The 21,970-nt window shown below is 69.7% G+C and carries 19 protein-coding genes; 12 read left to right on the top strand and 7 right to left on the bottom strand.

What is annotated here, in order from left to right; translation table 11 throughout:
- Positions 1–26 precede the first annotated feature (26 nt).
- From NK718_RS06785 to NK718_RS06735, 11 genes are all read left to right on the top strand, one after another.
- Positions 27–752 (top strand): isoprenyl transferase, encoded by a 726-nt coding sequence (locus NK718_RS06785; RefSeq protein ID WP_254739925.1) that lies wholly within the window; start codon positions 27–29, stop codon positions 750–752.
- Positions 749–1,606, top strand: coding sequence for a phosphatidate cytidylyltransferase (locus NK718_RS06780; protein ID WP_254739923.1), 858 nt, complete (start codon positions 749–751; stop codon positions 1,604–1,606). Before NK718_RS06785 ends, NK718_RS06780 begins: the two co-directional genes overlap by 4 nt.
- Before the next feature lie 4 nt (positions 1,607–1,610).
- On the top strand, positions 1,611–2,789 hold the full coding sequence (dxr, locus tag NK718_RS06775; RefSeq protein ID WP_254739921.1) for a 1-deoxy-D-xylulose-5-phosphate reductoisomerase: 1,179 nt from the start codon (positions 1,611–1,613) through the stop codon (positions 2,787–2,789).
- A 100-nt stretch (positions 2,790–2,889) separates the two neighbouring features.
- Positions 2,890–4,032 carry an RIP metalloprotease RseP gene (rseP, locus tag NK718_RS06770; RefSeq protein ID WP_254739919.1) on the top strand — a complete coding sequence of 381 codons (1,143 nt, stop codon included), beginning with the start codon at positions 2,890–2,892 and terminating at the stop codon, positions 4,030–4,032.
- 195 nt (positions 4,033–4,227) lie between these two features.
- Positions 4,228–6,624, top strand: coding sequence for an outer membrane protein assembly factor BamA (gene bamA / locus NK718_RS06765; protein WP_254739917.1), 2,397 nt, complete (start codon positions 4,228–4,230; stop codon positions 6,622–6,624).
- Between the two features lie 47 nt (positions 6,625–6,671).
- Positions 6,672–7,733, top strand: a complete 1,062-nt coding sequence (gene lpxD / locus NK718_RS06760; RefSeq protein ID WP_254739915.1) for a UDP-3-O-(3-hydroxymyristoyl)glucosamine N-acyltransferase — start codon at positions 6,672–6,674, stop codon at positions 7,731–7,733.
- 34 nt (positions 7,734–7,767) lie between these two features.
- Positions 7,768–8,232 carry a 3-hydroxyacyl-ACP dehydratase FabZ gene (gene fabZ, locus NK718_RS06755; RefSeq protein WP_254739913.1) on the top strand — a complete coding sequence of 155 codons (465 nt, stop codon included), beginning with the start codon at positions 7,768–7,770 and terminating at the stop codon, positions 8,230–8,232.
- Between the two features lie 5 nt (positions 8,233–8,237).
- Positions 8,238–9,038: an acyl-ACP--UDP-N-acetylglucosamine O-acyltransferase gene (gene lpxA, locus NK718_RS06750; protein ID WP_254739911.1), complete on the top strand. Its 801-nt coding sequence runs from the start codon at positions 8,238–8,240 to the stop codon at positions 9,036–9,038.
- Entirely contained in the window at positions 9,038–9,886 is an 849-nt protein-coding gene (locus NK718_RS06745) for an LpxI family protein (protein ID WP_254739909.1), read from the top strand. The genes lpxA and NK718_RS06745 overlap by 1 nt, the downstream gene beginning before the upstream one ends.
- Positions 9,883–11,052 (top strand): lipid-A-disaccharide synthase, encoded by a 1,170-nt coding sequence (gene lpxB, locus NK718_RS06740; RefSeq protein ID WP_254739907.1) that lies wholly within the window; start codon positions 9,883–9,885, stop codon positions 11,050–11,052. The genes NK718_RS06745 and lpxB overlap by 4 nt, the downstream gene beginning before the upstream one ends.
- A gap of 73 nt (positions 11,053–11,125) precedes the next feature.
- Positions 11,126–12,067, top strand: coding sequence for a DMT family transporter (locus NK718_RS06735; protein WP_254739905.1), 942 nt, complete (start codon positions 11,126–11,128; stop codon positions 12,065–12,067).
- A gap of 58 nt (positions 12,068–12,125) precedes the next feature.
- Here the strand turns inward: NK718_RS06735 and gltA are convergent, their stop codons facing one another.
- Together gltA and gltX are read right to left on the bottom strand one after the other, a co-directional pair.
- Entirely contained in the window at positions 12,126–13,412 is a 1,287-nt protein-coding gene (gene gltA / locus NK718_RS06730; RefSeq protein ID WP_254739903.1) for a citrate synthase, read from the bottom strand.
- Positions 13,413–13,612: 200 nt separating this feature from the next.
- The gene (gltX, locus tag NK718_RS06725) at positions 13,613–15,046 is read right to left on the bottom strand and encodes a glutamate--tRNA ligase (RefSeq protein WP_254739901.1); all 1,434 of its coding nucleotides are present in this window, start codon (positions 15,044–15,046) and stop codon (positions 13,613–13,615) included.
- 112 nt (positions 15,047–15,158) lie between these two features.
- Here gltX and NK718_RS06720 point away from each other — a divergent pair, with 112 nt between their 5' ends.
- Positions 15,159–17,495, top strand: coding sequence for a ComEC/Rec2 family competence protein (locus NK718_RS06720; protein ID WP_254739899.1), 2,337 nt, complete (start codon positions 15,159–15,161; stop codon positions 17,493–17,495).
- Between the two features lie 84 nt (positions 17,496–17,579).
- Here the strand turns inward: NK718_RS06720 and lexA are convergent, their stop codons facing one another.
- The 5 genes from lexA to trpD form a co-directional block, all read right to left on the bottom strand.
- The gene (lexA, locus tag NK718_RS06715) at positions 17,580–18,284 is read right to left on the bottom strand and encodes a transcriptional repressor LexA (protein ID WP_254739897.1); all 705 of its coding nucleotides are present in this window, start codon (positions 18,282–18,284) and stop codon (positions 17,580–17,582) included.
- 155 nt (positions 18,285–18,439) lie between these two features.
- The gene (locus tag NK718_RS06710) at positions 18,440–19,660 is read right to left on the bottom strand and encodes a molybdopterin molybdotransferase MoeA (protein WP_254739894.1); all 1,221 of its coding nucleotides are present in this window, start codon (positions 19,658–19,660) and stop codon (positions 18,440–18,442) included.
- A complete protein-coding gene (gene moaC / locus NK718_RS06705) occupies positions 19,653–20,132 on the bottom strand; it encodes a cyclic pyranopterin monophosphate synthase MoaC (RefSeq protein WP_254739892.1) in 480 nt (159 codons plus the stop codon). Before moaC ends, NK718_RS06710 begins: the two co-directional genes overlap by 8 nt.
- On the bottom strand, positions 20,129–20,938 hold the full coding sequence (trpC, locus tag NK718_RS06700) for an indole-3-glycerol phosphate synthase TrpC (protein WP_254739890.1): 810 nt from the start codon (positions 20,936–20,938) through the stop codon (positions 20,129–20,131). Before trpC ends, moaC begins: the two co-directional genes overlap by 4 nt.
- 3 nt (positions 20,939–20,941) lie before the next feature.
- Positions 20,942–21,955 carry an anthranilate phosphoribosyltransferase gene (gene trpD / locus NK718_RS06695; protein ID WP_254739888.1) on the bottom strand — a complete coding sequence of 338 codons (1,014 nt, stop codon included), beginning with the start codon at positions 21,953–21,955 and terminating at the stop codon, positions 20,942–20,944.
- Positions 21,956–21,970: the final 15 nt, after the last annotated feature.

Raw genomic sequence — 21,970 nt, 5'->3', positions numbered from 1 at the left:
CCGGGGGAGAGGCTTTGGGAGACGGGATGACCGCGCCGCGCCACGTCGCCATCATCATGGACGGCAATGGCCGCTGGGCCGCCGCGCGCGGCCTGCCGCGGCTGGAGGGGCACCGGCGCGGAGTCGAGGCGCTGCGGCGCACCGTCCGCAACGCCACCGACCTCGGCATCGAATTTCTCACCGTCTACAGCTTCTCGTCCGAGAACTGGCGCAGGCCCGTGGAAGAGGTCACCGACCTCATGGGCCTGCTCAAGCTGTTCATCCGCCACGACCTCGCGGACCTGCACCGCAGCCATGTGCGCGTCCGGGTCATCGGCTCGCGCGAGCGGCTTTCGGCGGACATTCGCGGCTTGATCGAGGAAGCCGAGACCCTGACCCGCGACAATGCCGGGCTGACGCTGGTGGTGGCGTTCAACTACGGCTCGCGCGCCGAAATCGTCGAGGCCGCCCGCCGGCTGGCCGCGGACATCGCCTCCGCGACGATCGCGCCGCAGGACGTCGACGACGCGGTGTTTTCCAACTGCCTCGACACGGCCGGCATTCCCGACCCGGACCTGGTGATCCGGACATCCGGGGAACAGCGCCTGTCGAACTTCCTGCTGTGGCAGGCGGCCTACGCCGAGCTCGTCTTCACGCCGGTGCTCTGGCCCGATTTCGACAAAGCCGCGCTGGAGGCGGCGATCGCCGAATATCACTCCCGCGAGCGACGTTTCGGCGGACTCTCGTCCCCGGCGGGAGCGCTGTCGTCTTGAGCGATCCGTCCGCGCTCGGCGCGACAACCTCGCAGCCGCAAGGCCCTTCGGAAATCCGCGCGCGGGTCGTGTCCGGGATCGTGCTGGCCGCGGTGGCGCTCACCGCCGCGTGGGCGGGCGGGCTGTTGTTCGGCGTTTTCTGGACCGTCGCCGCCATCGTCGTGCTGCGTGAATTCCTGATGCTCGTGGGCGTCGGGGCAGGGCGGCTGCGGCTGGTCTGGGGCGTCGGCGCGGTCGCCATCGCGGCCGCCGCCGCCTTCGCCGAGGGCGCTCCGCAGACATCCGCGCTCGCCTGGCTGATCGCGGTCGCCGGCGCGGTGTTGGCCCTGCTCCTCGCGCCGGGCGGGCTGCGCCTGTGGTCGGCCCTGGGCGTGCTGTACGCGTCCGTCATCGCGATCGTGCCGATCGCGCTGCGCGGCGACCCCGCCCATGGGCTGGTGGCGATCCTCTGGCTGTTCGGGGTCGTGTGGCTCACCGACATCGGCGCCTATTTCGCCGGCCGCGCCATTGGCGGGCCGAAGCTCTGGCCGGCGGTGAGCCCCAAGAAGACCTGGTCCGGCTTCATTGGCGGCGTCCTGGCCGGAACGCTGACGGCGGTCGCCGCCGTGACGCTCGCGGGGCAGGCGCTCGGCACGACCTGGTTCTCGGGACCTGGCCTCGTCGCGCTGACGCTGGCGGCGGCCTGCGTGTCCCAGGGCGGCGACCTCCTCGAATCCGCTCTCAAGCGAAAGTTCCATGTGAAGGATTCCAGCCATCTGATTCCAGGACATGGCGGTTTCATGGATCGCCTTGATGCGTTCTGGGCGGTGTGCGTGCTGATCGGCGCGATCGCCCTGGTCGGCGGGGCTCGGTGAGGCGATGACGGTCGTCTCGGTTCTCGGCGCGACGGGCTCGATCGGCCGCTCGACGGCGGACATCATCGAATCGCAGGGGGAGACGTTCACCGTCGAGGCGGTGGCGGGTGGCCGCGACGCGGCGGCGCTTGCCGCCATGGCGCTGCGGCTTCGCGCGCGCTTCGCCGCGCTGGCCGACCCGGCGGGACTGCCCGAACTCCGGGACGCGCTCGCCGGCAGCGGCATCGCCAGCGGGGCGGGCGAGGAGGCGGTCATCGAGGCGGCAAGCCGGCCGGCCGACATCGTGGTCGCCGGCATCGCGGGTTCGGCCGGCGTGGCGCCGACGCACGCGGCGGTCCGGCTGGGCCGAACGGTCGCGCTCGCCAACAAGGAATGCCTCGTGTGCGCGGGCGAGGCGTTCATGCGCGACGCGGCGCGGGCCGGGGCCACGCTGCTGCCGATGGATTCCGAGCACAACGCCATCGCCCAGGCGCTCGGGCGTCACACGGCCGACGACGTCGAATCGATGGTGCTCACGGCATCCGGCGGGCCGTTCCGGACGTGGCCGGCCGAGCGCATCGCGAACGCGACGCGGGAGGAGGCGCTGGCGCACCCCAACTGGTCGATGGGCGCGAAGATCAGCGTCGACTCCGCCTCGCTGATGAACAAGGGGCTGGAGCTGATCGAAGCGCACCATCTGTTCGGCGTGCCGGCGGAGCGCCTGTCGGTGCTGGTCCATCCGCAGTCCATCGTGCATGGGCTCGTCGGGTTCCGGGACGGATCGGTCGTCGCCGGACTGGCCTGCCCGGACATGCGCGTTCCGATCGCCCACTGCCTGGGCAATCCGCACCGGCTGGCGACCGCCGCGCCGAGGCTGGATCTCGCCGCCGTCGCGCGGCTGGAGTTCGAAGCGCCGGATCTGGCGCGCTTCCCGGCCCTGCGGCTGGCGATCGAGGCGATGAACGCGGGAGGCGCGGCTCCCACGGTCCTGAACGCCGCCAACGAGGTCGCGGTCGCGGCCTTCCTCGCCGGCGCGCTGGCGTTCGGCGCGATCCCGAGGCTCGTCGAGGAGACGCTGGAGCGGATGGCGGGCCGGTACGGGTCCGACGCGCCGCGCGACGTCGCGGCGGCGCTGGAGCTGGACGTCGAAGCCCGGCGAATCGCTTGCGAAATTGGCGGGATTGCCGCGAAATTGACCGATTAACGATCCATTGAGGATTTTGAGCTGTCCGGCTCGCCGTCACCTATAGTTGTAACGAATTCCGGACACAGTCGGGTTGGGCGTGTTGGCCCCGGGAGCGACGATGAGCCTTCTTGAATCGATCGGCGGCATGATTCACTCGGCGGGCGGCTACATCCTGCCTTTCCTGTTCGTCCTGGTGATCGTGGTGTTCGTCCACGAGCTCGGGCATTTCCTCGTCGGCCGCTGGTGCGGCATCAAGGTCACGGCGTTCTCGATCGGCTTCGGCCCCGAGCTGTTCGGCTTCAACGACCGGCACGGCACGCGCTGGCGCTTCGCCGCGATCCCGCTCGGCGGCTACGTCAAGTTCTTCGGCGACAGCTCGGTCGCCAGCACGCCTGACGGCGACGCCTTCGCCAGCATGAGCGCGGCGGACCGATCCAAGAGCTTCCACCACAAGAAGGTCTGGCAGCGCGCCGCCGTGGTCGCGGCCGGCCCGATCGCCAATTTCCTGCTCGCCATCGCCGTCTTCGCCGCGATCAACATGGCCTATGGCCGGCAGATCCTCGTGCCGCGCATCGACGCGCTGGTCGAGGGGGGAGCCGCCGCCAAGGCGGGCCTGCGGGCCAACGATCTCGTCGTCTCGATCGACGGGCGCGCCATCGACAGCTTCCAGGAGTTGCAGCGCATCGTGTCCACGTCGCCGGGCACCCCGCTGAAGCTCGTCGTGGAACGGGCCGGGAAGGACGTCGACCTGACGGTGACGCCCGAGCTGAAGGTTCTGCAGACGCCGTTCGGCAAGCAGCGCCTCGGCATGCTCGGCATCCAGGGCTCCCGCAACCCCGCCGACGTGCGCAACATCCCGATGGGTCCGGTGGCGGCCGTCACCGGCGCCGTCAGCGAAATCTGGTTCATCGTCGAGCGCACCGGCGCCTATGTCGGCGGGTTGTTCGCCGGCACAGAGAGCACGGACCAGCTCTCCGGACCGATTCGAATCGCCCAGGTGTCAGGGCAGGTGGCGACGGCGGGCATCGTCGCCCTCCTGAACCTCGCCGCGATTCTGTCGGTGTCGATCGGACTCATCAACCTTGTTCCGGTCCCGATGCTGGACGGCGGCCACCTGCTCTTCTACGTTTTCGAAGCGGTGCGCGGGCGGCCCCTGAGCATGCGCACGCAGGAGTTCGGTTTCCGCATCGGGCTCGCGCTGGTGTTGATGTTGATGCTGTTCACGACAGTGAACGACGTTCTGCACTTGGTCGCGCTTTAACCATCCGCTAAGTGTCATCACAGCCACGGAGAGTCGGATTCGTCCCATCACGGTGATTGGACGTTTGCAGTGACGTGGAAAATTTGTAGAACGACTCCGTACATACGGGGAGTCCGGCCTGCGTTCATAGGCCGAGGCGACAATTATGGGGCGAGTTACTCGATGACTTTCGAGAGTTCGAGTCGGGGGCGGTCAATGCGGGCGCTCAGGAACACCGCGGTCGGTGTCGGCCTGCTGGTCGCCATGGGGGCTCCAGCCTTCGCCCAGAGTATCGTCGTTCAGGGCAACCAGCGCGTCGACGCGGCGACCATTCGGTCCTACGCGCAGGGCTCGTCGCCCGAGCAGATCCGGCAGGACCTGCTGGCCACCGGGCTGTTCTCCAGCGTCAGCGTCAGCCAGCGCGGCGGGCAGGTCGTCGTCTCCGTCAAGGAGAACGAGGTCATCAACCGGGTCGTCTTCCAGGGCAACAAGAAGCTGAAGAGCGACCAGCTCGAGGCCGAGGTTCAGTCCAAGGCGCGCGGCCCGTTCAGCCGCGCCCAGGTCGACGCGGACGTGCAGCGCCTGCGTGACGTCTACCAGCGCAGCGGCCGCGGGCTCGCCAGCGTGTCCTCTCGCATCGTTCCGCTCGAGAACGGGCGCGTCGACGTCGTGTTCGACGTCGTCGAGGGCGAGAAGACCGGCGTCAAGCAGATCAACTTCAGCGGCAACGAGGCCTTTTCCTCCGGCCGCCTGCGCGACCAGATGACGACGACGGAGAGCAATCTTCTCTCCTTCCTCAAGAACTCCGACGTCTACGATCCGGACCGCATCGCGTCCGACCTTGAGCTCCTGCGCCGCTTCTACCTCAAGCACGGCTACGCCGATTTCCGCGTCGTCTCCAACGATGTGAAGTTCGACGAGGCGGCCGGCGGCTACATCGTCAACATCGTGGTCGACGAGGGCCGCAAGTACGACGTGGGCGAGGTCAACGTCGAGTCGCGCATTCCCGACATCGACGCGCAGACGCTTCGCAGCCGCGTCAAGACCTCCGCGGGCGACACCTACAACGCCGAGGACGTCGAGAAGTCGCTGCAGGCGATCACGACCGAGGTGGCGAGCAAGGGCTACGCCTTTGCGCAGGTCCGCCCCCAGGGCGCCAAGGACCCGGCGACGGGCAAGATCGGCATCGTCTACGTGGTCGAGGAAGGGCCGCGCGTCTACATCGAGCGGATCAACATCCGCGGCAACACGCGCACGCGCGACAACGTCATCCGCCGCGAGTTCGATGTCGGCGAGGGCGACGCCTACAACAAGGTGCTGATGGACAAGGCGGAGCGCCGCCTGAACAACCTCGGCTTCTTCAAGCGGGTGCGCATCACCAACGAGCCCGGCTCGACGCCCGACCGCGTGATCGTCAACGTGGACGTCGAGGATCAGCCCACCGGTCAGTTCTCGGTCGCGGGCGGCTACTCGACCGCCGACGGTTTCATCGCCGAGGTGTCGCTGGCCGAGACGAACTTCCTGGGCCGCGGCCAGTTCGTGCGCGCGGCGGCGTCGCTCGGCCAGTACTCGAGCGGCGTGGAGTTCTCCTTCACCGAGCCGTACTTCATGGACCGGCGGATCGCGGCCGGCTTCGACCTGTTCTCGAAGCAGACCGACAACACGCGCTACTCGTACTACGAGAACCGGACGACCGGCGGCACGCTGCGCATGGGCCTGCCGATCACGGAAGAGACGACGGCGCTGCTGCGCTACTCGCTCTACCAGACCGACCTGACGATCCCGAACACGACCAAGCGGCCGTACAACGACTGCTGGTATCCCATTCCGGGCTTCACACCCACTCAGGTGATCGGCGGCTATACGGCCGGACAGTATCCGGACTGCGTGAACAACGGCGAGGCGTCGATCGCCCTGAAGCAGGCGGCGGGCACCCGCATGACCTCGCTCGCGGGCTTCACGCTCAACTACAACACGCTGGACAACAACCGGAATCCGCGCAACGGCCTGTTCGCCGAATGGAAGCAGGACTTCGCGGGCCTTGGCGGCGATTCGCAGTTCATTCGCGCCACCGGCGAAGTGCGCTACTACCGCGAGCTGTCGGATGACTTCGTCGGCATGCTGAAGGTTCAGGGCGGTCAGATGTGGGGCAACGACCTCCTCATCACCGACCAGTTCTTCCTCGGCCCGAGCCTCGTTCGCGGCTTCGCGCCGGGCGGCCTCGGCCCGCGCGACGCGAGCGATCCGCGCAACAACGCGCTCGGCGGCACGACCTATTTCGGCGGCTCGGCGGAAGTGCAGTTCCCGATTTTCGGCCTGCCGCGCGAACTCGGCATGCGCGGCGCGGTGTTCGCGGACGCCGGCACGCTGTTCGGCTACAAGGGTGGCTTCAACTTCAACGCTCCGTACGACAACTGCCCGGTGACCAACCCCAACGTGCAGACGACGTGCTTGAGCGTCTACGACAGCCACCAGATCCGGTCGTCCGTCGGCGCGAGCCTGCTGTGGCAGTCGCCGCTCGGGCCGATCCGCTTCGACTACGCCATCCCGCTCTCGAAGGCGAAGTACGACCAGACGCAGTATTTCCGCTTCTCCGGCGGCACGTCGTTCTGATGGCGTGAGGCCCGGCCGACCTGGCCGGGCCTCCGCCGCGGTCCATGATGACAGACCCCGTTTTCTTTCGCCTTTCGGCTCCGCTCTCGCTCGCCGACATCGCCAATCTCACCAAGGCGACGCTGCCAGACGGTGTCGATGCGTCGCTTCGCGTCCAGGGCGTTGCGCCGCTTGATCGCGCGGGCCCGACCGATCTCGTCTTCCTCGACAATCCCGCCTATGCGGCCGATCTCGACGCGACCCAGGCCGGCGCGTGCCTGGTCTCGCCGAAATTCGCCGCGCGCGTTCCGTCCGGCACCGTCGCGCTGGTGACGCCGCAACCCTACCGGGCCTTCGCCGCCGTCACCGCCGCCCTGTTCCCGGATGCGGCGCGGCCCGGCTCGGTGTTCGGCTCGACCGGCATCGCGCCGGGGGCCTATGTGCATCCCAGCGCCCGGCTCGAGCCGGGCGTGACGGTCGACCCCGGCGCGGTGATCGGCCCCGGCGCGGAGATCGGCGCGGGCACCATCATCGCCGCCAACGCCGTGGTCGGCCCGCAGGTGCGTATCGGGCGGCACTGTTCCATCGGCCCGAATGTCTCCCTGCTGCATGCGCTGCTCGGCGATCGCGTGATCGTCCATCCCGGCGTGCGGGTGGGACAGGACGGGTTCGGCTTCGCGCTCGGGCCGCAGGGTCACCTCAAGGTGCCGCAGGTGGGGCGCGTCATCATCCAGAACGACGTGGAGATCGGCGCGAACACCACGATCGATCGCGGCGCGAACCGCGACACGGTGATCGGCGAGGGGACGAAGATCGACAACCTCGTCCAGATCGCCCACAACGTCGTGGTCGGCCGCCACTGCATCATCGTCTCCCAGGTGGGCGTTTCCGGAAGCGTCACCATCGAGGACTTCGTGGCGCTGGGCGGGCAGGTCGGCATCGTCGGGCACGTCCGCATCGGCATGGGCGCGCAGATCGCCGGGTCCAGCAATGTCGCCGGCGATGTGCCCGCGGGCGCAAGGTGGGGCGGCACGCCCGCCAAGCCGGTCAAGGAATGGTTCCGGGAGTTGACGCTCCTCTCCAATCTTGCCAAGCGGAAGACGCCGCCGCCCTCTGGCGACCAAACTTGAGCGCACAGGCCATCAGTCCGAAAAGGTTCGTGAGATGACCGAGACCGCAACGCAGAGCCTGGACACCGCGGACATCCTGCGGATTCTCGAACTGCTGCCGCACCGTTATCCGTTTCTCCTCGTGGACAAGATCGTCGAGATGCGCGGCGACGAGAGCTGCATCGGCATCAAGAACGTCACGTTCAACGAGCCGCAGTTCAACGGCCACTTTCCGGGCCGTCCCGTGATGCCGGGCGTGATGCTGATCGAGGGCATGGCGCAGACGGCGGGCGCTCTGTGCGTGAACGCCAAGCTCGGAACGGCGCGTCCGAAGGTCGTCTACTTCATGACCATCGACAACGCCAAGTTCCGCAAGCCGGTCGGTCCGGGAGACGTCGTCGAGTATCACATGACCAAGACGCGCCAGCGCGCCAACATGTGGTGGTTCCGGGGCGAGGCGAAGGTGCAGGGCAAGATTGTCTGCGAAGCCGAAGTCAGCGCCATGCTCGTGACCGAGTGACGGAGATGGCGCAGGTCCACCCTTCTTCCGTGGTCGAGCCGGGCGCGACGCTCGGGGAGGGCGTGCGAATCGGTCCGTTCTGCACGGTCGGGGCCGATGTCGTGCTGGGCGATGGCTGCGAGCTGATCAGCCACGTCGCCGTCGCGGGCCGGACGACCATCGGTCCGCGCGCCAAGATCTTCCCGTTCGCGTCGGTCGGTCACCAGCCGCAGGACTTGAAGTACCACGGCGAGCCGTCGGTGCTGACGATCGGGGCGGACTGCACGATCCGCGAAGGCGTCACCATGAACCCCGGCACGGAGGGCGGCGGGCTCGCCACCACCGTCGGCGACCGCTGCACTTTCCTGGCGGGATCGCACGTCGCGCATGACTGCAAGGTCGGCAACCAGGTCATCTTCTCCAACAATGTGATGCTGGCCGGCCACTGCTCGGTCGGCGACTTCGCCATCCTCGGCGGCGGGGCCGCCGTGCACCAGTTCTGCCGCATCGGCGCGCACGCCTTCATCGGCGGCCTCTCCGGCGTCGAGAACGACGTCATCCCCTATGGCATCGCCATCGGCAACCGCGCCCATCTCGCGGGCCTGAACATCGTCGGCCTGAAGCGCCGGGGGTTCTCGCGCGAGGTCATCCACGACATCCGGCGCGCCTACCGGTTGCTGTTCGCCGACGAGGGCACGTTGCAGGAGCGGGTCGAGGACGTGGCCGGCGAGTTCGCCACGCATCCGGTCGTCCATGAAATCCTCGACTTCATCCGCGAGGGCGGCAACCGGTCGATCTGTACCCCGCGCGACGCGCACGAGGGCTGATGTTGGCGGCCGATCTGCCGCGCCGCATCGCCATCATCGCCGGGGGCGGGGCGTTTCCGCTGGCGGTGGCCAATGCGGCCGCCGCGCAGGGCTGCGAGGTTCGCGTCATCGGCCTGCGGGGTTTCGCGGAGCGCGCCCTTCGGCGCTTTCCGACCGTGTGGGCCGACATGCTGGACCCCGGCCGCGTCCTCGCCGAACTCCGCGCCATCGCCCCCGACGCCGTCGTTCTGGCCGGCAACGTCACCCGGCCAGGGCCGCTGGCCATCCGTTCCGTGTTCTCAGCCTTCCGCAATCGCGACGAACTGGGGCGGATTCTGTCGGCCGGTGACGACCGACTTCTCCGCGGCGTAGTGTCGCTGATCGAGGACGCCGGCTTTCGTGTGGTCGGGGCGCAGGCGGTCGCGCCGGAGCTGCTGGCCCCGGCGGGCGTCCTCACACGCTCCGCGCCCGACGCCGCCGCCGAAGCGGATATCGCCAAGGCCGTGGAGCTGCTCCGCTCGCTTGGGCCTTTCGATGTCGGGCAGGGGGCCGTTCTGAGCGGAGGCCGCGTGCTGGCCGTCGAGGGTCCAGAAGGCACCGACGCCATGCTCGCGCGAGTGCGCCAGTTGCAGCGCCGTCGCCGGCTTCGGCTCGACGGGTCCGGCGGCGTGCTCGTCAAACTTCCCAAGCCCGGCCAGGAGACGCGCATCGACCTTCCGGCCGTCGGTCCGCGCACAGTCGACCGGGCGCGCGCCGCCGGGCTGAGCGGCATCGCCGTCGCGGCGGGCGGCGTGCTGCTCCTGGATCGGCCCGTGCTGGTGCGCGCGGCCGACGCGGCCGGCCTTTTCCTCGTTGGGATCCCCGCATGAGCGAAACACCGCGCCCCCTGCACGTCGCGATCGTCGTCGGTGAGCATTCCGGCGACCAGCTCGGCTTCAAGCTGATGCGCGCCCTGCGCGACGCCGCTCCGGGGAGCGCCATCCGCTTTACCGGGGTCGGCGGCGAGGCGATGGAGGCGGAGGGGCTGCACAGCCTGTTCCCGCTCTCCGACATCGCCGTCATGGGCATCCTGCCGGTCATCGCCCGGCTGCCGGTGCTGCTGCGCCGCATCCGCCAGACCGTGGATTTCGTCGTCGAGAACCGGCCCGACGTTCTCGTCATCATCGACAGTCCCGACTTCACGCACCGCGTCGCGCGCGGCGTGCGCCGGCGTCTGCCCCAACTGCCGGTCGTCGACTATGTCAGCCCGAGCGTCTGGGCGTGGCGGCCGGGGCGGGCCAAGGCCATGCGGGCCTATGTGGACCACGTGCTCGCCCTGCTGCCGTTCGAGCCGGCGGCACACCGGGAGCTCGGCGGACCGGCCTGCACCTATGTCGGCCATCCGCTGATCGAACGACTCGAGGAGTTGCGGCCTTCTCCCGCCGAACAGGCGCGGCGCGACGGCGAGCCGCCGATTCTGCTGGTGCTGCCGGGAAGCCGCAGGTCGGAAATCGGGCGGCTGATGCAGCCTTTCGGCGACGCCCTGCACCGCATGGTGGGGCTTGGCCACGTGTTCGAGGCCGTGTTGCCCGCCGTGCCGCACCTCGCCGCGGAAATTCGCCAGCTGGCCCGCGCGTGGCCGGTGCGCGTCCGCGTCGTGGAAGGCGAGGGGGCGAAGCTCGCCGCGTTCCGCAGCGCACGGGCGGCGCTGGCGGCGTCGGGCACCGTGACGCTCGAACTGGCGCTGTCCGGCGTGCCGATGGTGGTGGGCTACCGGGTCAGCCGCCTGGAAGAGCAGCTCAAATATCTGGTCCGGGTGCCGTCCATCGTGCTGCCCAACCTCGTGCTCGGCGAGAACGCCGTGCCCGAGTTGCTGCAGGAGCAATGCGCGGGGCCCACGATCGCCGCCGCCCTCGCGCCGCTGCTGGGCGACACGGCGGAGCGGCGCGCCCAGCTGGCGGCGTTCCGTCGCCTGGACGGGCTGATGACGCTGCCCGAGGGCGACACGCCGAGCGCCAGGGCGGCGCGGATCATCCTGGAGACGGCGGGCCGCTAAGCCCGCAGGAATCGGGCTGCCACGACCAGCTTCACATGTGAGAAGCGGCCCGTCTCGTCCTCGTGGAGCCCGCATGTCCAGTTCGCCCGCTCGCCCTTCCCACACCTCTGGTTCCGATTGGCTGCAGTTGCTGCTCCTGTCCGTGTTGTGGGGCGGTTCTTTCTTGTTTATCGGCGTCGCGGTGAAGTCGCTGCCGCCTCTCGTGATCGTCACTGCGCGCGTCGGTCTGGCCGCTGCCGTGCTCTGGCTGACGTTGCGCGTCACGAACGTTCCGGCCCCGCGCGGGCTCACGGTGTGGCGATCCTTGCTTGGCATGGCCATGCTCAACAACGTCGTGCCTTTCCTGCTCTTCGCGTGGGCGCAATCGCATATCGCGGCGGGCGTCGCCTCGATCCTCAACGCCACGACGCCGCTGTTCACCGTCGTCGTCGCCCACTTGGTGACCGAGGACGAGAAGCTGAGCGGCAGTCGTGCGATGGGCGTTCTCGCGGGGCTGGTTGGCGTGGCGGTCATGACGGGGGCCGCGCCCTCCGGCACGACACTGTGGGAATGGCTCGCCGAGCTGGCTTGCCTGGCCGCCGCGTGTTCCTACGCGTTCTCGAACCTGTACGGACGACGCTTCAAGGCGATGGGCGTGCCGCCGCTCGCCATCGCGACCGGTCAGCTGACGATGTCCTTTGTCGTGCTCGCTCCGGTGACGCTGCTCGCAACCGAGCCGTGGACGCTCCTGTCGGCCCCGCCGCTGGCCTGGGCAGCGGTGATCGGCCTGGCGATCCCTTCGACGGCTCTCGCTTACGTGATCTTCTTCCGTGTTCTCAGGACGGCCGGTCCCACCAATCTGAGCCTGGTCACCTTCCTCATTCCCGTCACGGCCGTGCTGCTGGGCGTCACACTGCTCGGCGAGGACCTCGCGCCACGGCAAATCGCAGGGATGGCCATGATCGCGCTCGGACTGGCGGCGATCGACGGGCGACCGTGGACGATGCTCGTCAGGCGGATGGCCCCGGTCCGCTGACCGTCGCGCAAGAAAAAGGGGCGCCGAAGCGCCCCTTTGGTCGGATGAGACAGCGAACTCAGCGCTGGTTGACGGACACGTATTCGCGCCGGGGCGAACCGGTGTAGAGCTGGCGCGGACGGCCGATGCGCTGGGACGGATCCTCGATCATCTCCTTCCACTGCGCGATCCAGCCGACCGTGCGGGCCAGCGCGAACAGCACCGTGAACATGGAGGTGGGGAAGCCCATCGCCTTCAGCGTGATGCCCGAATAGAAGTCGATGTTCGGATAGAGCTTCTTTTCGATGAAGTACTCGTCGTGCAGCGCGATGCGCTCCAGCTCGATGGCCACATCGAGCAGCGGATCGTCCTTGATGCCGAGCTCGTTGAGGACCTCGTGCGTGGTCTTCTGCATGATCTTCGCGCGCGGATCGTAGTTCTTGTACACGCGATGGCCGAAGCCCATCAGGCGGAACGGGTCGTTCTTGTCCTTGGCGCGGGCGATGAAGTGCGGGATGCGGTCCACCGTGCCGATTTCCTGCAGCATCTTCAGCGCGGCCTCGTTGGCCCCGCCGTGGGCGGGTCCCCACAGGCACGCGACGCCGGCGGCGATGCAGGCGAACGGGTTGGCGCCCGACGAGCCGGCGAGGCGAACCGTCGAGGTCGACGCGTTCTGCTCGTGATCGGCGTGCAGGATGAAGATGCGGTCGAGCGCGCGCGAAAGGACCGGGTTGACCTTGTAGTCCTCGCACGGAACCGCGAAGCACATGCGCAGGAAGTTCGCGGTGTAGTCGAGGTCGTTCTGCGGGTAGATGAACGGCTGGCCGATGGAATATTTGTAGGCCATCGCCGCCAGCGTCGGGATCTTCGCGATCATCCGCATCGACGCGACCATGCGCTGCTGCGGGTCGGAGATGTCGATCGAGTCGTGATAGAAGGCGGAGAGCGCGCCGACCGAGGCGACCATCACCGCCATCGGATGGGCGTCGCGGCGGAAGCCCTGGAAGAACCGCATCATCTGCTCATGCACCATGGTGTGGCGCGTGATGCGGTAGTCGAAGTCGGCCTTCTGCGCCGCAGTCGGCAACTCGCCGAACAGAAGCAGGTAGCAGGTCTCGAGGAAGTCGCCGTGCTCGGCGAGCTGCTCGATCGGGAACCCGCGATAGAGCAGCACCCCTTCGTCGCCGTCGATGTAGGTGATGGCCGACTCGCAGCTCGCCGTCGAGGTGAAGCCCGGGTCGTAGGTGAACATCCCCGTCTGACCGTACAGCTTGGCGATGTCGATGACGCTCGGTCCGATCGAACCGGCCTTCACGGGCAACTCGACGCTCTTATTGGCGATGATCAGGGAGGCGGGCTCGCTCATGGCTTTTCCTTCGGCCAGAAATAGCAAACTGCCGCGCCGGGGAGAGGCCCGGAAAACACGCGGGGGAAAGCAAACGCGCGAGGGGGTGAATTTGCTGAATTTTCTAGCAATTTCGACCGCTACGCGGGGGTTCGCTGAACCCCGCGTTAGTTAGTCCAATTCCCCCCGGGGTTCAACCACGCCAAAGGTGGGGGTGCGCGTCAGGCCCCGACCCGCGCCGCCTGATCGCGCAGGCGTGCAATGCACTCGTCGCGGCCGAGCACGGCCATGACGTCGAACAGGCCGGGCGACGTCGCGCGGCCCGTCAGGGCCGCCCGCAGCGGCTGGGCCACCTGGCCCAGCTTGAGCGTCCGGTCCTCCGCGAACCGCCGGACAGCGGCCTCCACCGCCTCGGTCGACCACTCGGCCAGGGCCTCCAGCGCGGGGAGGAGGTCGGCGACGCGGACGCGCCCGCCCTCCGCCAGTAGCGCCTCCGCCTTGGGCTCCAGCGTGAGCGGACGGGACGCGTAGAGGTAGTAGGCGCTGTCGAGCAACTCGATCAGCGTCTTGGCGCGCTCCTTCAGTCCGGGCATGGCGGCCATGAACTTGGCGCGCATCCCGGCGTCGAGCGTCGCCGGCCCGCCGCGCGGCGGGCCGACCTCGGGAAGGATCGTCTCGATCGCGTCGACCAGGTCGCTGTCGGAGGACGACCGCATATAGTGGCCGTTCAGGTGCTCTAGCTTGGCGAAGTCGAAGCGCGCCGGCGACCGGCCGATGCTGTCGAGGTCGAACGCCGCGATCATCTCCTCGGTCGTGAAGAACTCCTGGTCGCCGTGGCTCCAGCCCAGGCGCACGAGGTAGTTGCGCAGCGCCACGGGCAGGTAGCCGAGCGCCCGGTAGGCGTCGACGCCGAGCGCGCCGTGCCGCTTGGACAGCTTGGCGCCGTCGGGCCCGTGGATCAGCGGAATGTGCGCCATCTCCGGCACCTCCCACCCGCACGCCTGGTAGATCTGCGTCTGGCGGGCGGCGTTGGTGAGGTGGTCGTCCCCACGGATGACGTGCGTTACGTCCATGTCGTGGTCGTCGACGACCACGGCGAGCATGTAGGTCGGGTTGCCGTCCGAACGCAGGAGCACGAGGTCGTCGAGATCCTTGTTCTGCCAGACGACGCGGCCCTGCACGTGGTCGTTGACCACGGTCTCGCCATCGAGCGGGGCCTTGAGGCGGATCACGGGCTTCACGCCGGCCGGCGCCTCGCTGGGGTCGCGGTCGCGCCAACGCCCGTCATAGCGCATGGGTCGGCCCTCGGCCCGGGCCTTCTCGCGCATCTCCTCCAGCTCCTGGGGAGTCGCGTAGCAATGATAGGCCTTGCCCTCGGCGAGCAGCTTCTCGGCCACCTCGCGATGGCGCGCGGCGCGCGCGAACTGATAGACGACCTCGCCGTCCCACGTGATGCCGAGCCAGCTCAGTCCGTCGAGGATCGCCTTGATCGCGGGCTCGGTCGACCGCTCGCGATCCGTGTCCTCGATGCGCAGCAGCATCTTGCCCCCGAAGCGGCGCGCGTAGAGCCAGTTGAACAGCGCCGTGCGCCCTCCGCCGATGTGCAGAAATCCGGTGGGAGAAGGGGCGAAACGCGTAACGACAGGTCGGGTCATCGGAGGTTCACGGCTCACAGGATGCAGGGTTGGAGGCTTGCAACCGCCCGGCGCTGGCCCGCGGCGCGCGTGCTGTAGCACCATTGGGGCCCGAGGTTAAGGGCGAGCCTTGATGGCGGAGGAACCGCACCGGCATCGCGGAACGCGTTCGCGCGCCGGCGGGTTCGCGGCCGGCTTCGGGCGGGCCGGCGCGCTGGCGGCGCCCTGGCGGCTGCACGGCGTCGCGCCCGCTTTCCTCCACTGGCTCCGCGCGCAGGTCGAGCGTGAGCGGGATTCCCGCCGCCCCTTCCTCTGGCTGCCCGTGGGCCTGGCCGCCGGCATTCTGCTGTATTTCGCGGCCGACCGGGAGCCGTGGATCGGCGCGCCGCTCGTCGCGGCGGCGTTGTGCGCGGCGCTGGCCTTCGCGGCGAGGGAGCGGCGGAGCGCGGCGTTCGCGTGCTGCGTCGGCGCGTGCGCCGTCTTCTGCGGCTTCGCCGCGGCGAACCTTCGCACCCTTCTCGTCGCGGCCCCGGTGCTGGACCGGATCCGCGTCGCGCGCGTCACCGGATACGTGGAGAGCGTGGACCCTCGCATCGGCGGCGCACGGCTGGTGTTGCGGCCGTCCAGCATCGAAGGCGTAGTCAGGGAGGCGCTGCCCGAGCGGGTCCGGGTCAGCACGTCGACGCGGCTGACGATTGCGGCGGGGGACTTCGTCACGGCCACGGCGCGCCTTGCGCCTCCCGCCGAGCCCTCGCGGCCGGGAGGCTACGACTTCGCGCGCGAGGCTTTTTTCCAGCGGCTCGGCGCGGTCGGATCCGTCTCTGGGGCCGTGGCGCTCGCGCCCGCTCCCGGGCCGGCTCCCCTCGGCCTGCGGCTCGCGGCGGCGGTCGACCGGGCGCGAAACGACGTCACGTCGCGGATCGCGGGCGTTATCGGCGGCCCCTCGGGCGCCGTCGCCGCGGCGCTCGTGACGGGCAAGCGGGGCTACATCGACGAAGCCACCAACGACGCGCTTCGCGGAGCCGGCATCTATCACGTCGTCTCGATCTCCGGCCTCCACATGATCCTTGCGGCCGGCATGGTGTTCTGGCTCGTTCGAGCCCTCCTCGCTTGCGTGCCGAACCTCTCCCAGAACTGGCCCATCAAGAAGTGGGCCGCCCTCGCGGCCATGGTCGCGGGCGTCGGCTACAACGTGTTCGCGGGCTCGGAAATCGCCACGCAACGCTCGCTGGCCATGACGCTGGCCCTGCTCGGGGCGATCCTCGCCGACAGGCCGGCGCTGTCGATGCGAAACCTCGCGCTGGCGGCCGTCTTCGTTCTCCTGGCCGAGCCCGAAACCCTGCTCGGCCCGAGCTTCCAGATGTCGTTCGCCGCCGTCGCGGCGCTCATCGCGATCTACGAGAAGCCGGGTGGCGCGGGCGTGGACCCGGAAGCGGGCGCTTTCGCGCCGTTCGGCGGATCCGCCGCGCAGGCCGTCGCCGGTCCACCGCCAGGGCCGGCGGAACGCCTCGTCCGACACGCCTGGACATGGGTTTCGGGGGCCGTCCTGACCACGCTCGTGGCCGAGGCGGCGACCGCGCCGTTCTCGATCTATCATTTCCAGCGCTTCAACCCCTACGGCGTGATCGGGAACGCGCTGACGCTGCCGCTCGTGTCGGTGATCGTGATGCCCGCCGCGCTGGTCGGCGCGATCGCCATTCCCTTCGGCCTGGATGGCCCCGTCTGGCGCGTCATGGGAATCGGCGTGGGATGGATGATCGACCTGTCCCGCATGGTCGCCGACTGGCGGGGATCGACTCAATACGTCCACGCCATCGACATCGCCAGTCTCCTCGTGCTCAGCGTCGCGACGCTCTGGGCCACGCTGTGGCGAAGCGCCTTGCGGGCGCTCGCAGTCCCGCTGGCGGCGCTCGGGCTCGTGGTGGGGCTGCGGGCGGAGCGCGCCGACCTCGTGGTCGCGCCCGACGGAAGGTCCCTTGCCGCGCGCGCCGCGGACGGGAGGCTGGCGGTGGTGGGCCGAACTTCGGGTTCGTTCGGGGTCGAGCAGTGGCTGCGGGCGGACGGCGACGCGCGCGCCGCCTCCGATCCGTCGCTGTTTCGCGTGGCGCGCTGCGATCCGACGGGCTGCGTCCTGCGCCTGTCCGACGGCCGCGCGCTGTCGCACGTGCTGCAGCCGGCGGCCTTCGAGGAGGACTGCCGCCGCGCCGACGTCCTCGTGACGCCGTTGCTCGCGCCGGCCTGGTGCAAGCCACCCTTGCTGGTCGATCGCCGCACCCTCGCGACGGCGGGGGCCGTGACCTATTCCTTCGCGGCGGAGCAGCGGCTGCTGCAAGCCGCGCGTGGCCAGGACGTCACGCGACCCTGGACCACGCGCCGCGCCCTCCCGCCACCGCCGCCGGCAAGCGCTCCGGCACCGGCACCGACACGGGCCGACGCCGTCGAGCCGGATGCCGGGGCTCCCGATGATTGACCGCGCACGGGCGGCGATTCGGTCGCCGCCGGTTCGCGCGGAAGGCGGCGCCCCGGCGCTCCGCCGGCCCGCGAGGCGATCTCGTCAGTAGCGACGCAGGAGGCTGACGAGCTTGCCCTGGATGCGCACGCGGTCCGGGCCGAGCACGCGGGTCTCGTAGGCCGGGTTGGCGGCTTCGAGCGCGATGGAGGACCCCCGGCGGCGCAAACGCTTGAGGGTGGCTTCCTCGTCGTCGATCAGGGCGACGATGATATCGCCGTTGTCGGCCGCCTCCTGACGCCGGATGATGACCGTGTCGCCGTCCAGGATCCCGGCCTCCACCATCGAGTCGCCGCGCACTTCGAGTGCGAAATGCTCGCCGCTGGTGAGCATGTCCGGCGGCATCGAAATCGTGTGGCTTCGCGACTGGATGGCCGAGATCGGCGTGCCGGCGGCGATGCGGCCCATGACGGGGATCGCGACGGGGGGCGGGCTCCCGTCGCCGCGTCCGGGCTCCGCCGGCCGCAGCTTGCCGAGATTTCCCTCGATGACGTTGGGGCTGAACTTGCCGCGCGGGCTCCCGCCGGGGACCGACTGGTCCGGCATCTTGACCACCTCGATGGCGCGGGCGCGATTGGGCAGGCGGCGGATGAAGCCGCGTTCCTCCAGCGCCATGATGAGGCGGTGGATGCCGGATTTGGAGCGAAGGTCCAAGGCGTCCTTCATCTCGTCGAACGAGGGGGGCACGCCGTCCTCACGAAGGCGCTCGTGAATGAAGCGGAGCAGTTCGTGCTGTTTCCTGGTCAACATTGCCGACGTGAACCTCGCTTGTCGACCGCGAGCCCGACTCGGCGGGCGGTCCAAAACAAATCACGAACAAACCATACATGTTCTTAATGTGTTCGACAATCCTTCCCGGCGGATTTTGTCAAACCCGTGGCGAGCGCGGGCATGCGCCGCGGAGGTCAGAGATGGATGACGCGGCAGATGTCGCCGGGGGAGGCCGGCGGGGCGTGCGGCGGGCGGATCAGCAAGGCGTCCGCCTGGGCCATCACCCGCAGCATCGAGGAGTCCTGAATGTCGAAGGGCTCGACTGTGGGGAGTCCCTCGCGAGAGGGCGTCAGGCGCGCGCGCAGGTAATCTTGCCGGCCGTCATTGCCGGGCAGCGCCACCCCGAGAACGGCCGGTTCGGAGCGGTCCGCCCCGGCGTCCGGGTCGCCGGCGAGCGCGCGCAGCAGCGGCGCGAGAAACAAGGCTCCGCATACCATCGACGAGACGGGATTGCCGGGCAGGCCGAGGATGATCATGTCGCCGAGCCGCCCGAAGATCAGCGGCTTGCCGGGCCGCATCGCGATGCGCCAGAAGCCGAGCTGCATGCCCCTCTGCGTCAGCGCCGACTGCACGAGGTCATGGTCTCCCACCGACGCGCCGCCGAGGGTGACGAGCACGTCGGCGCCCGCCTGTTCGGCCGCGGCGATGGCCGATTCGAGCGAGCCGAAATCGTCCGAGGCGATGCCGAGGTCGAGCACGGACGCGCCCGCCGCCTCCGACAAGCCCGCGATGGCGAAGCTGTTGGACGCCACGATCTGGTCGGGGCCCGCTGGCTCGCCGGGACGCACCAGTTCGTCGCCAGTCGCGAGCACCGCGACGAGCGGTCGCCGGCTCACTGGGACTTCGGCGTGGTTGGTGGCGGCCGCCAGCGCGACCGATCGGGGATCGAGGCGCAGCCCCGCCGGCAGCAGGACATCTCCCTCCGCGAAGTCGAGCCCGGCGAGACGAACGTGGCGGCCCGCGCGTTCAGGAACGCGGACGACGACGTCGTCCCCGTCGCGCTCCGCGCTCTCCTGGATCAGCACGGTGTCCGCGCCGGCGGGAACCGGAGCGCCGGTGAAGATCCGCACCGCCTCTCCCGCGCCGACCGCGCCGGAATAGGCGTGCCCGGCGGATGAGGTTCCGATGACGCGCAGCCGCGCGCCGGCGCTGGCGACGTCAGCGCCGCGGACCGCGTATCCGTCCATCGCCGAGGCGTTGAAGGGGGGCTGCGTGCGCAACGACGCGAGCGGGGCGGCGAGCGTGCGCCGGTTCGCCTGCGCGATCGGCACGGTTTCGGAGGGAAGGGGGCGCGCCGCCGCGAGGACGCGGCGCAGCGCCTCGTCAACGGGCAGCAGGGCGGACGGGTCAGCCATCGGCGGTCCACGCCCCCGACTTGCCGCCCTCCTTGGCGAGCAGGCGGACGCCTTCGATGCGCATGCCCCGGTCGGCCGCCTTGACCATGTCGTAGATGGTGAGGCAGGCGACCGAGACGGCGGTGAGCGCCTCCATTTCGACTCCGGTCTGGCCGGCCACGCGGGCCGTGGCGGTGATACGGACGCCCGGCAGCGCATCGTCGATGGCGAGGTCCACCGCGACCTTGGTCAGCAGCAGAGGATGGCAGAGCGGGATCAGCTCGTGCGTCCGCTTCGCCGCCATGATGCCGGCCACGCGCGCCACGCCGAGGACATCGCCCTTCTTCGCGTTGCCGGAGCGGATCAGCTCGACCGTTTCGGGCCGCATCACCACCGCGCCCTCGGCAACCGCCGTGCGGTGGGTGACATCCTTGGTCGAGACATCCACCATCGAGGCGGCGCCGGACTCGTCGATATGGGTGAGCTTGCTCATGCGCCCGCTTCGCTGCCGCCCAACAGGAGAGCCCTCGTCGCCGCCTCGACGTCCGCCTGGCGCATCAGGCTCTCGCCCACCAGGAACGTCCGGATGTTGACCTTGGCAAGGCGCTCGATGTCGGCGTGGGTGGAGATGCCGCTTTCGGCCACCACGATGCGGCCGGCCGGCGCGAGCGGCGCGAGTTCCTCGGACACGGCGAGGCTCACCTCGAAGCTGCGCAGGTTGCGGTTGTTGATGCCGATGAGCTTCGTGGCGAGCGGAATGGCGCGCTCCATCTCGGCGCGGTCATGCACCTCCACCAGCACGTCCATGCCGAGGGCGTGGGCGGTTTCGGCAAGCTCCCGCGCCGCCGCATCCGTCAGGCTCGCCATGATCAGCAGCACGCAATCCGCTCCCCACGCGCGGGCCTCGAACACCTGGTAGGGCTCGAACAGGAAATCCTTGCGCAAGGCCGGGAGGCGGCAGGCCTCGCGCGCGGCGGTGAGGAAGTCCGGGCGACCCTGGAAGGACGGCGCATCGGTGAGCACCGAGAGGCAGCTCGCGCCGCCCGCCTCGTAGGCGCGGGCGAGGGCGGGCGGGTCGAAATCGGCGCGGATGAGGCCCTTGGAGGGGCTGGCCTTCTTGATCTCGGCGATCAGGGCCGGCCGGCCGGCGGCGAGATGCGCCTCGATGGCCGCGCAGAACCCGCGGGGCTTCGGCGCTCGCGCCGCGATGCGTTCGATGTCGGCTGGCGAGACGCGGGCCTTCGCCTCGTCGATCTCGCGTCTCTTATAGGCCTCGATCCGGGCGAGCACGTCCGCCATGGCTCATCCGTTCGAAATCTGGACGAGCCGGGCGAGGACGGCGCGCGCCGCGCCGCTGTCGATCGCCTGGGCGGCGAGTTCGGCCCCGTGGCGCAGCGAATCCGCCCGGCCGGCGATCATGAGCGCGGCGGCGGCGTTCAGCACGGCGATGTCGCGATACGGGCCGGGGAGGCCGTCCAGCACGGCGCGCAGCGCGTTCGCGTTGAATTCGGCCTCGCCGCCCTTCAGGTCCTCCGGCCGCGCGCGCGGCAGGCCGGCGTCCTCGGGCGTGATCACGAAGCGGCGGATGTCGCCGTCCTCGAGCGCCGCGACGGCGGTTTCGGCCGTCGTCGAGATTTCGTCCAGCCCGTCGCGCCCGTACACGACCCACACGCGCTCGGACCCGAGCGCCTGGAGCGTGCGCGCCAGCGGCTCGATCCAGTTCTCCGAGAACACGCCGAGAAGCTGCCGCCGGACGCCGGCTGGGTTCGCCAGCGGGCCGAGCAGGTTGAAGATGGTCCGCGTGCCCAGCTCGACGCGGGCCGGGGCGACGTGGCGCATCGAGGCGTGGTGCGTCGGCGCGAACATGAACCCCACGCCGGCCTGCTCGATGCAGCGCGTGACGGCGGCGGGCTCCAGTCCCACCTTGACGCCGAGCGCCATCAGCACGTCGGCCGCGCCGGACTTGGACGACGCGGCGCGGTTGCCGTGCTTGGCGACCTTGACGCCGCAGCCGGCCACGACGATCGAAGCCAGCGTCGAGACGTTGTAGCTGCCCGAGCTGTCGCCGCCCGTGCCGACGATGTCGATGGCGTCGGCCGGGGCCTCAACGCGCAGCATCTTGTCGCGCATCGCGCTCACCGCGCCGGCGATCTCGTCGACGGTCTCCCCGCGCACGCGCAGCGCCATCAGGAACGCGCCCATCTGAGCCAGCGTCGCGCCGCCGGCGAGAATGGTCTCGAACGCGTGCTCCGCCTCCTCCCGCGACAGCGGGCTGCCCGTGGCCACCTTGGCGATGATCGGCTTGAACGCGTCCATTGTGGGGGCTCCGCT

This window comes from Alsobacter ponti, assembly GCF_024294805.1.
Lineage (GTDB): Bacteria > Pseudomonadota > Alphaproteobacteria > Rhizobiales > Beijerinckiaceae > Alsobacter > Alsobacter ponti.
This window is presented reverse-complemented; position numbering and strand designations above follow the sequence as displayed.

Coding starts and splice junctions, on each gene's coding strand:
- NK718_RS06710 (WP_254739894.1), bottom strand. CDS start 19,660: ATGGCTGACCCGTCCGCCCTGCTGCCCGTTGACGAGGCGCTGCGCCGC.
- rseP (WP_254739919.1), top strand. CDS start 2,890: ATGAGCCTTCTTGAATCGATCGGCGGCATGATTCACTCGGCGGGCGGC.
- NK718_RS06735 (WP_254739905.1), top strand. CDS start 11,126: ATGTCCAGTTCGCCCGCTCGCCCTTCCCACACCTCTGGTTCCGATTGG.
- NK718_RS06785 (WP_254739925.1), top strand. CDS start 27: ATGACCGCGCCGCGCCACGTCGCCATCATCATGGACGGCAATGGCCGC.
- lpxB (WP_254739907.1), top strand. CDS start 9,883: ATGAGCGAAACACCGCGCCCCCTGCACGTCGCGATCGTCGTCGGTGAG.
- NK718_RS06745 (WP_254739909.1), top strand. CDS start 9,038: ATGTTGGCGGCCGATCTGCCGCGCCGCATCGCCATCATCGCCGGGGGC.
- lexA (WP_254739897.1), bottom strand. CDS start 18,284: ATGTTGACCAGGAAACAGCACGAACTGCTCCGCTTCATTCACGAGCGC.
- NK718_RS06720 (WP_254739899.1), top strand. CDS start 15,159: ATGGCGGAGGAACCGCACCGGCATCGCGGAACGCGTTCGCGCGCCGGC.
- trpC (WP_254739890.1), bottom strand. CDS start 20,938: ATGGCGGACGTGCTCGCCCGGATCGAGGCCTATAAGAGACGCGAGATC.
- fabZ (WP_254739913.1), top strand. CDS start 7,768: ATGACCGAGACCGCAACGCAGAGCCTGGACACCGCGGACATCCTGCGG.
- trpD (WP_254739888.1), bottom strand. CDS start 21,955: ATGGACGCGTTCAAGCCGATCATCGCCAAGGTGGCCACGGGCAGCCCG.
- bamA (WP_254739917.1), top strand. CDS start 4,228: ATGCGGGCGCTCAGGAACACCGCGGTCGGTGTCGGCCTGCTGGTCGCC.
- gltA (WP_254739903.1), bottom strand. CDS start 13,412: ATGAGCGAGCCCGCCTCCCTGATCATCGCCAATAAGAGCGTCGAGTTG.
- lpxD (WP_254739915.1), top strand. CDS start 6,672: ATGACAGACCCCGTTTTCTTTCGCCTTTCGGCTCCGCTCTCGCTCGCC.
- gltX (WP_254739901.1), bottom strand. CDS start 15,046: ATGACCCGACCTGTCGTTACGCGTTTCGCCCCTTCTCCCACCGGATTT.
- moaC (WP_254739892.1), bottom strand. CDS start 20,132: ATGAGCAAGCTCACCCATATCGACGAGTCCGGCGCCGCCTCGATGGTG.
- lpxA (WP_254739911.1), top strand. CDS start 8,238: ATGGCGCAGGTCCACCCTTCTTCCGTGGTCGAGCCGGGCGCGACGCTC.
- dxr (WP_254739921.1), top strand. CDS start 1,611: ATGACGGTCGTCTCGGTTCTCGGCGCGACGGGCTCGATCGGCCGCTCG.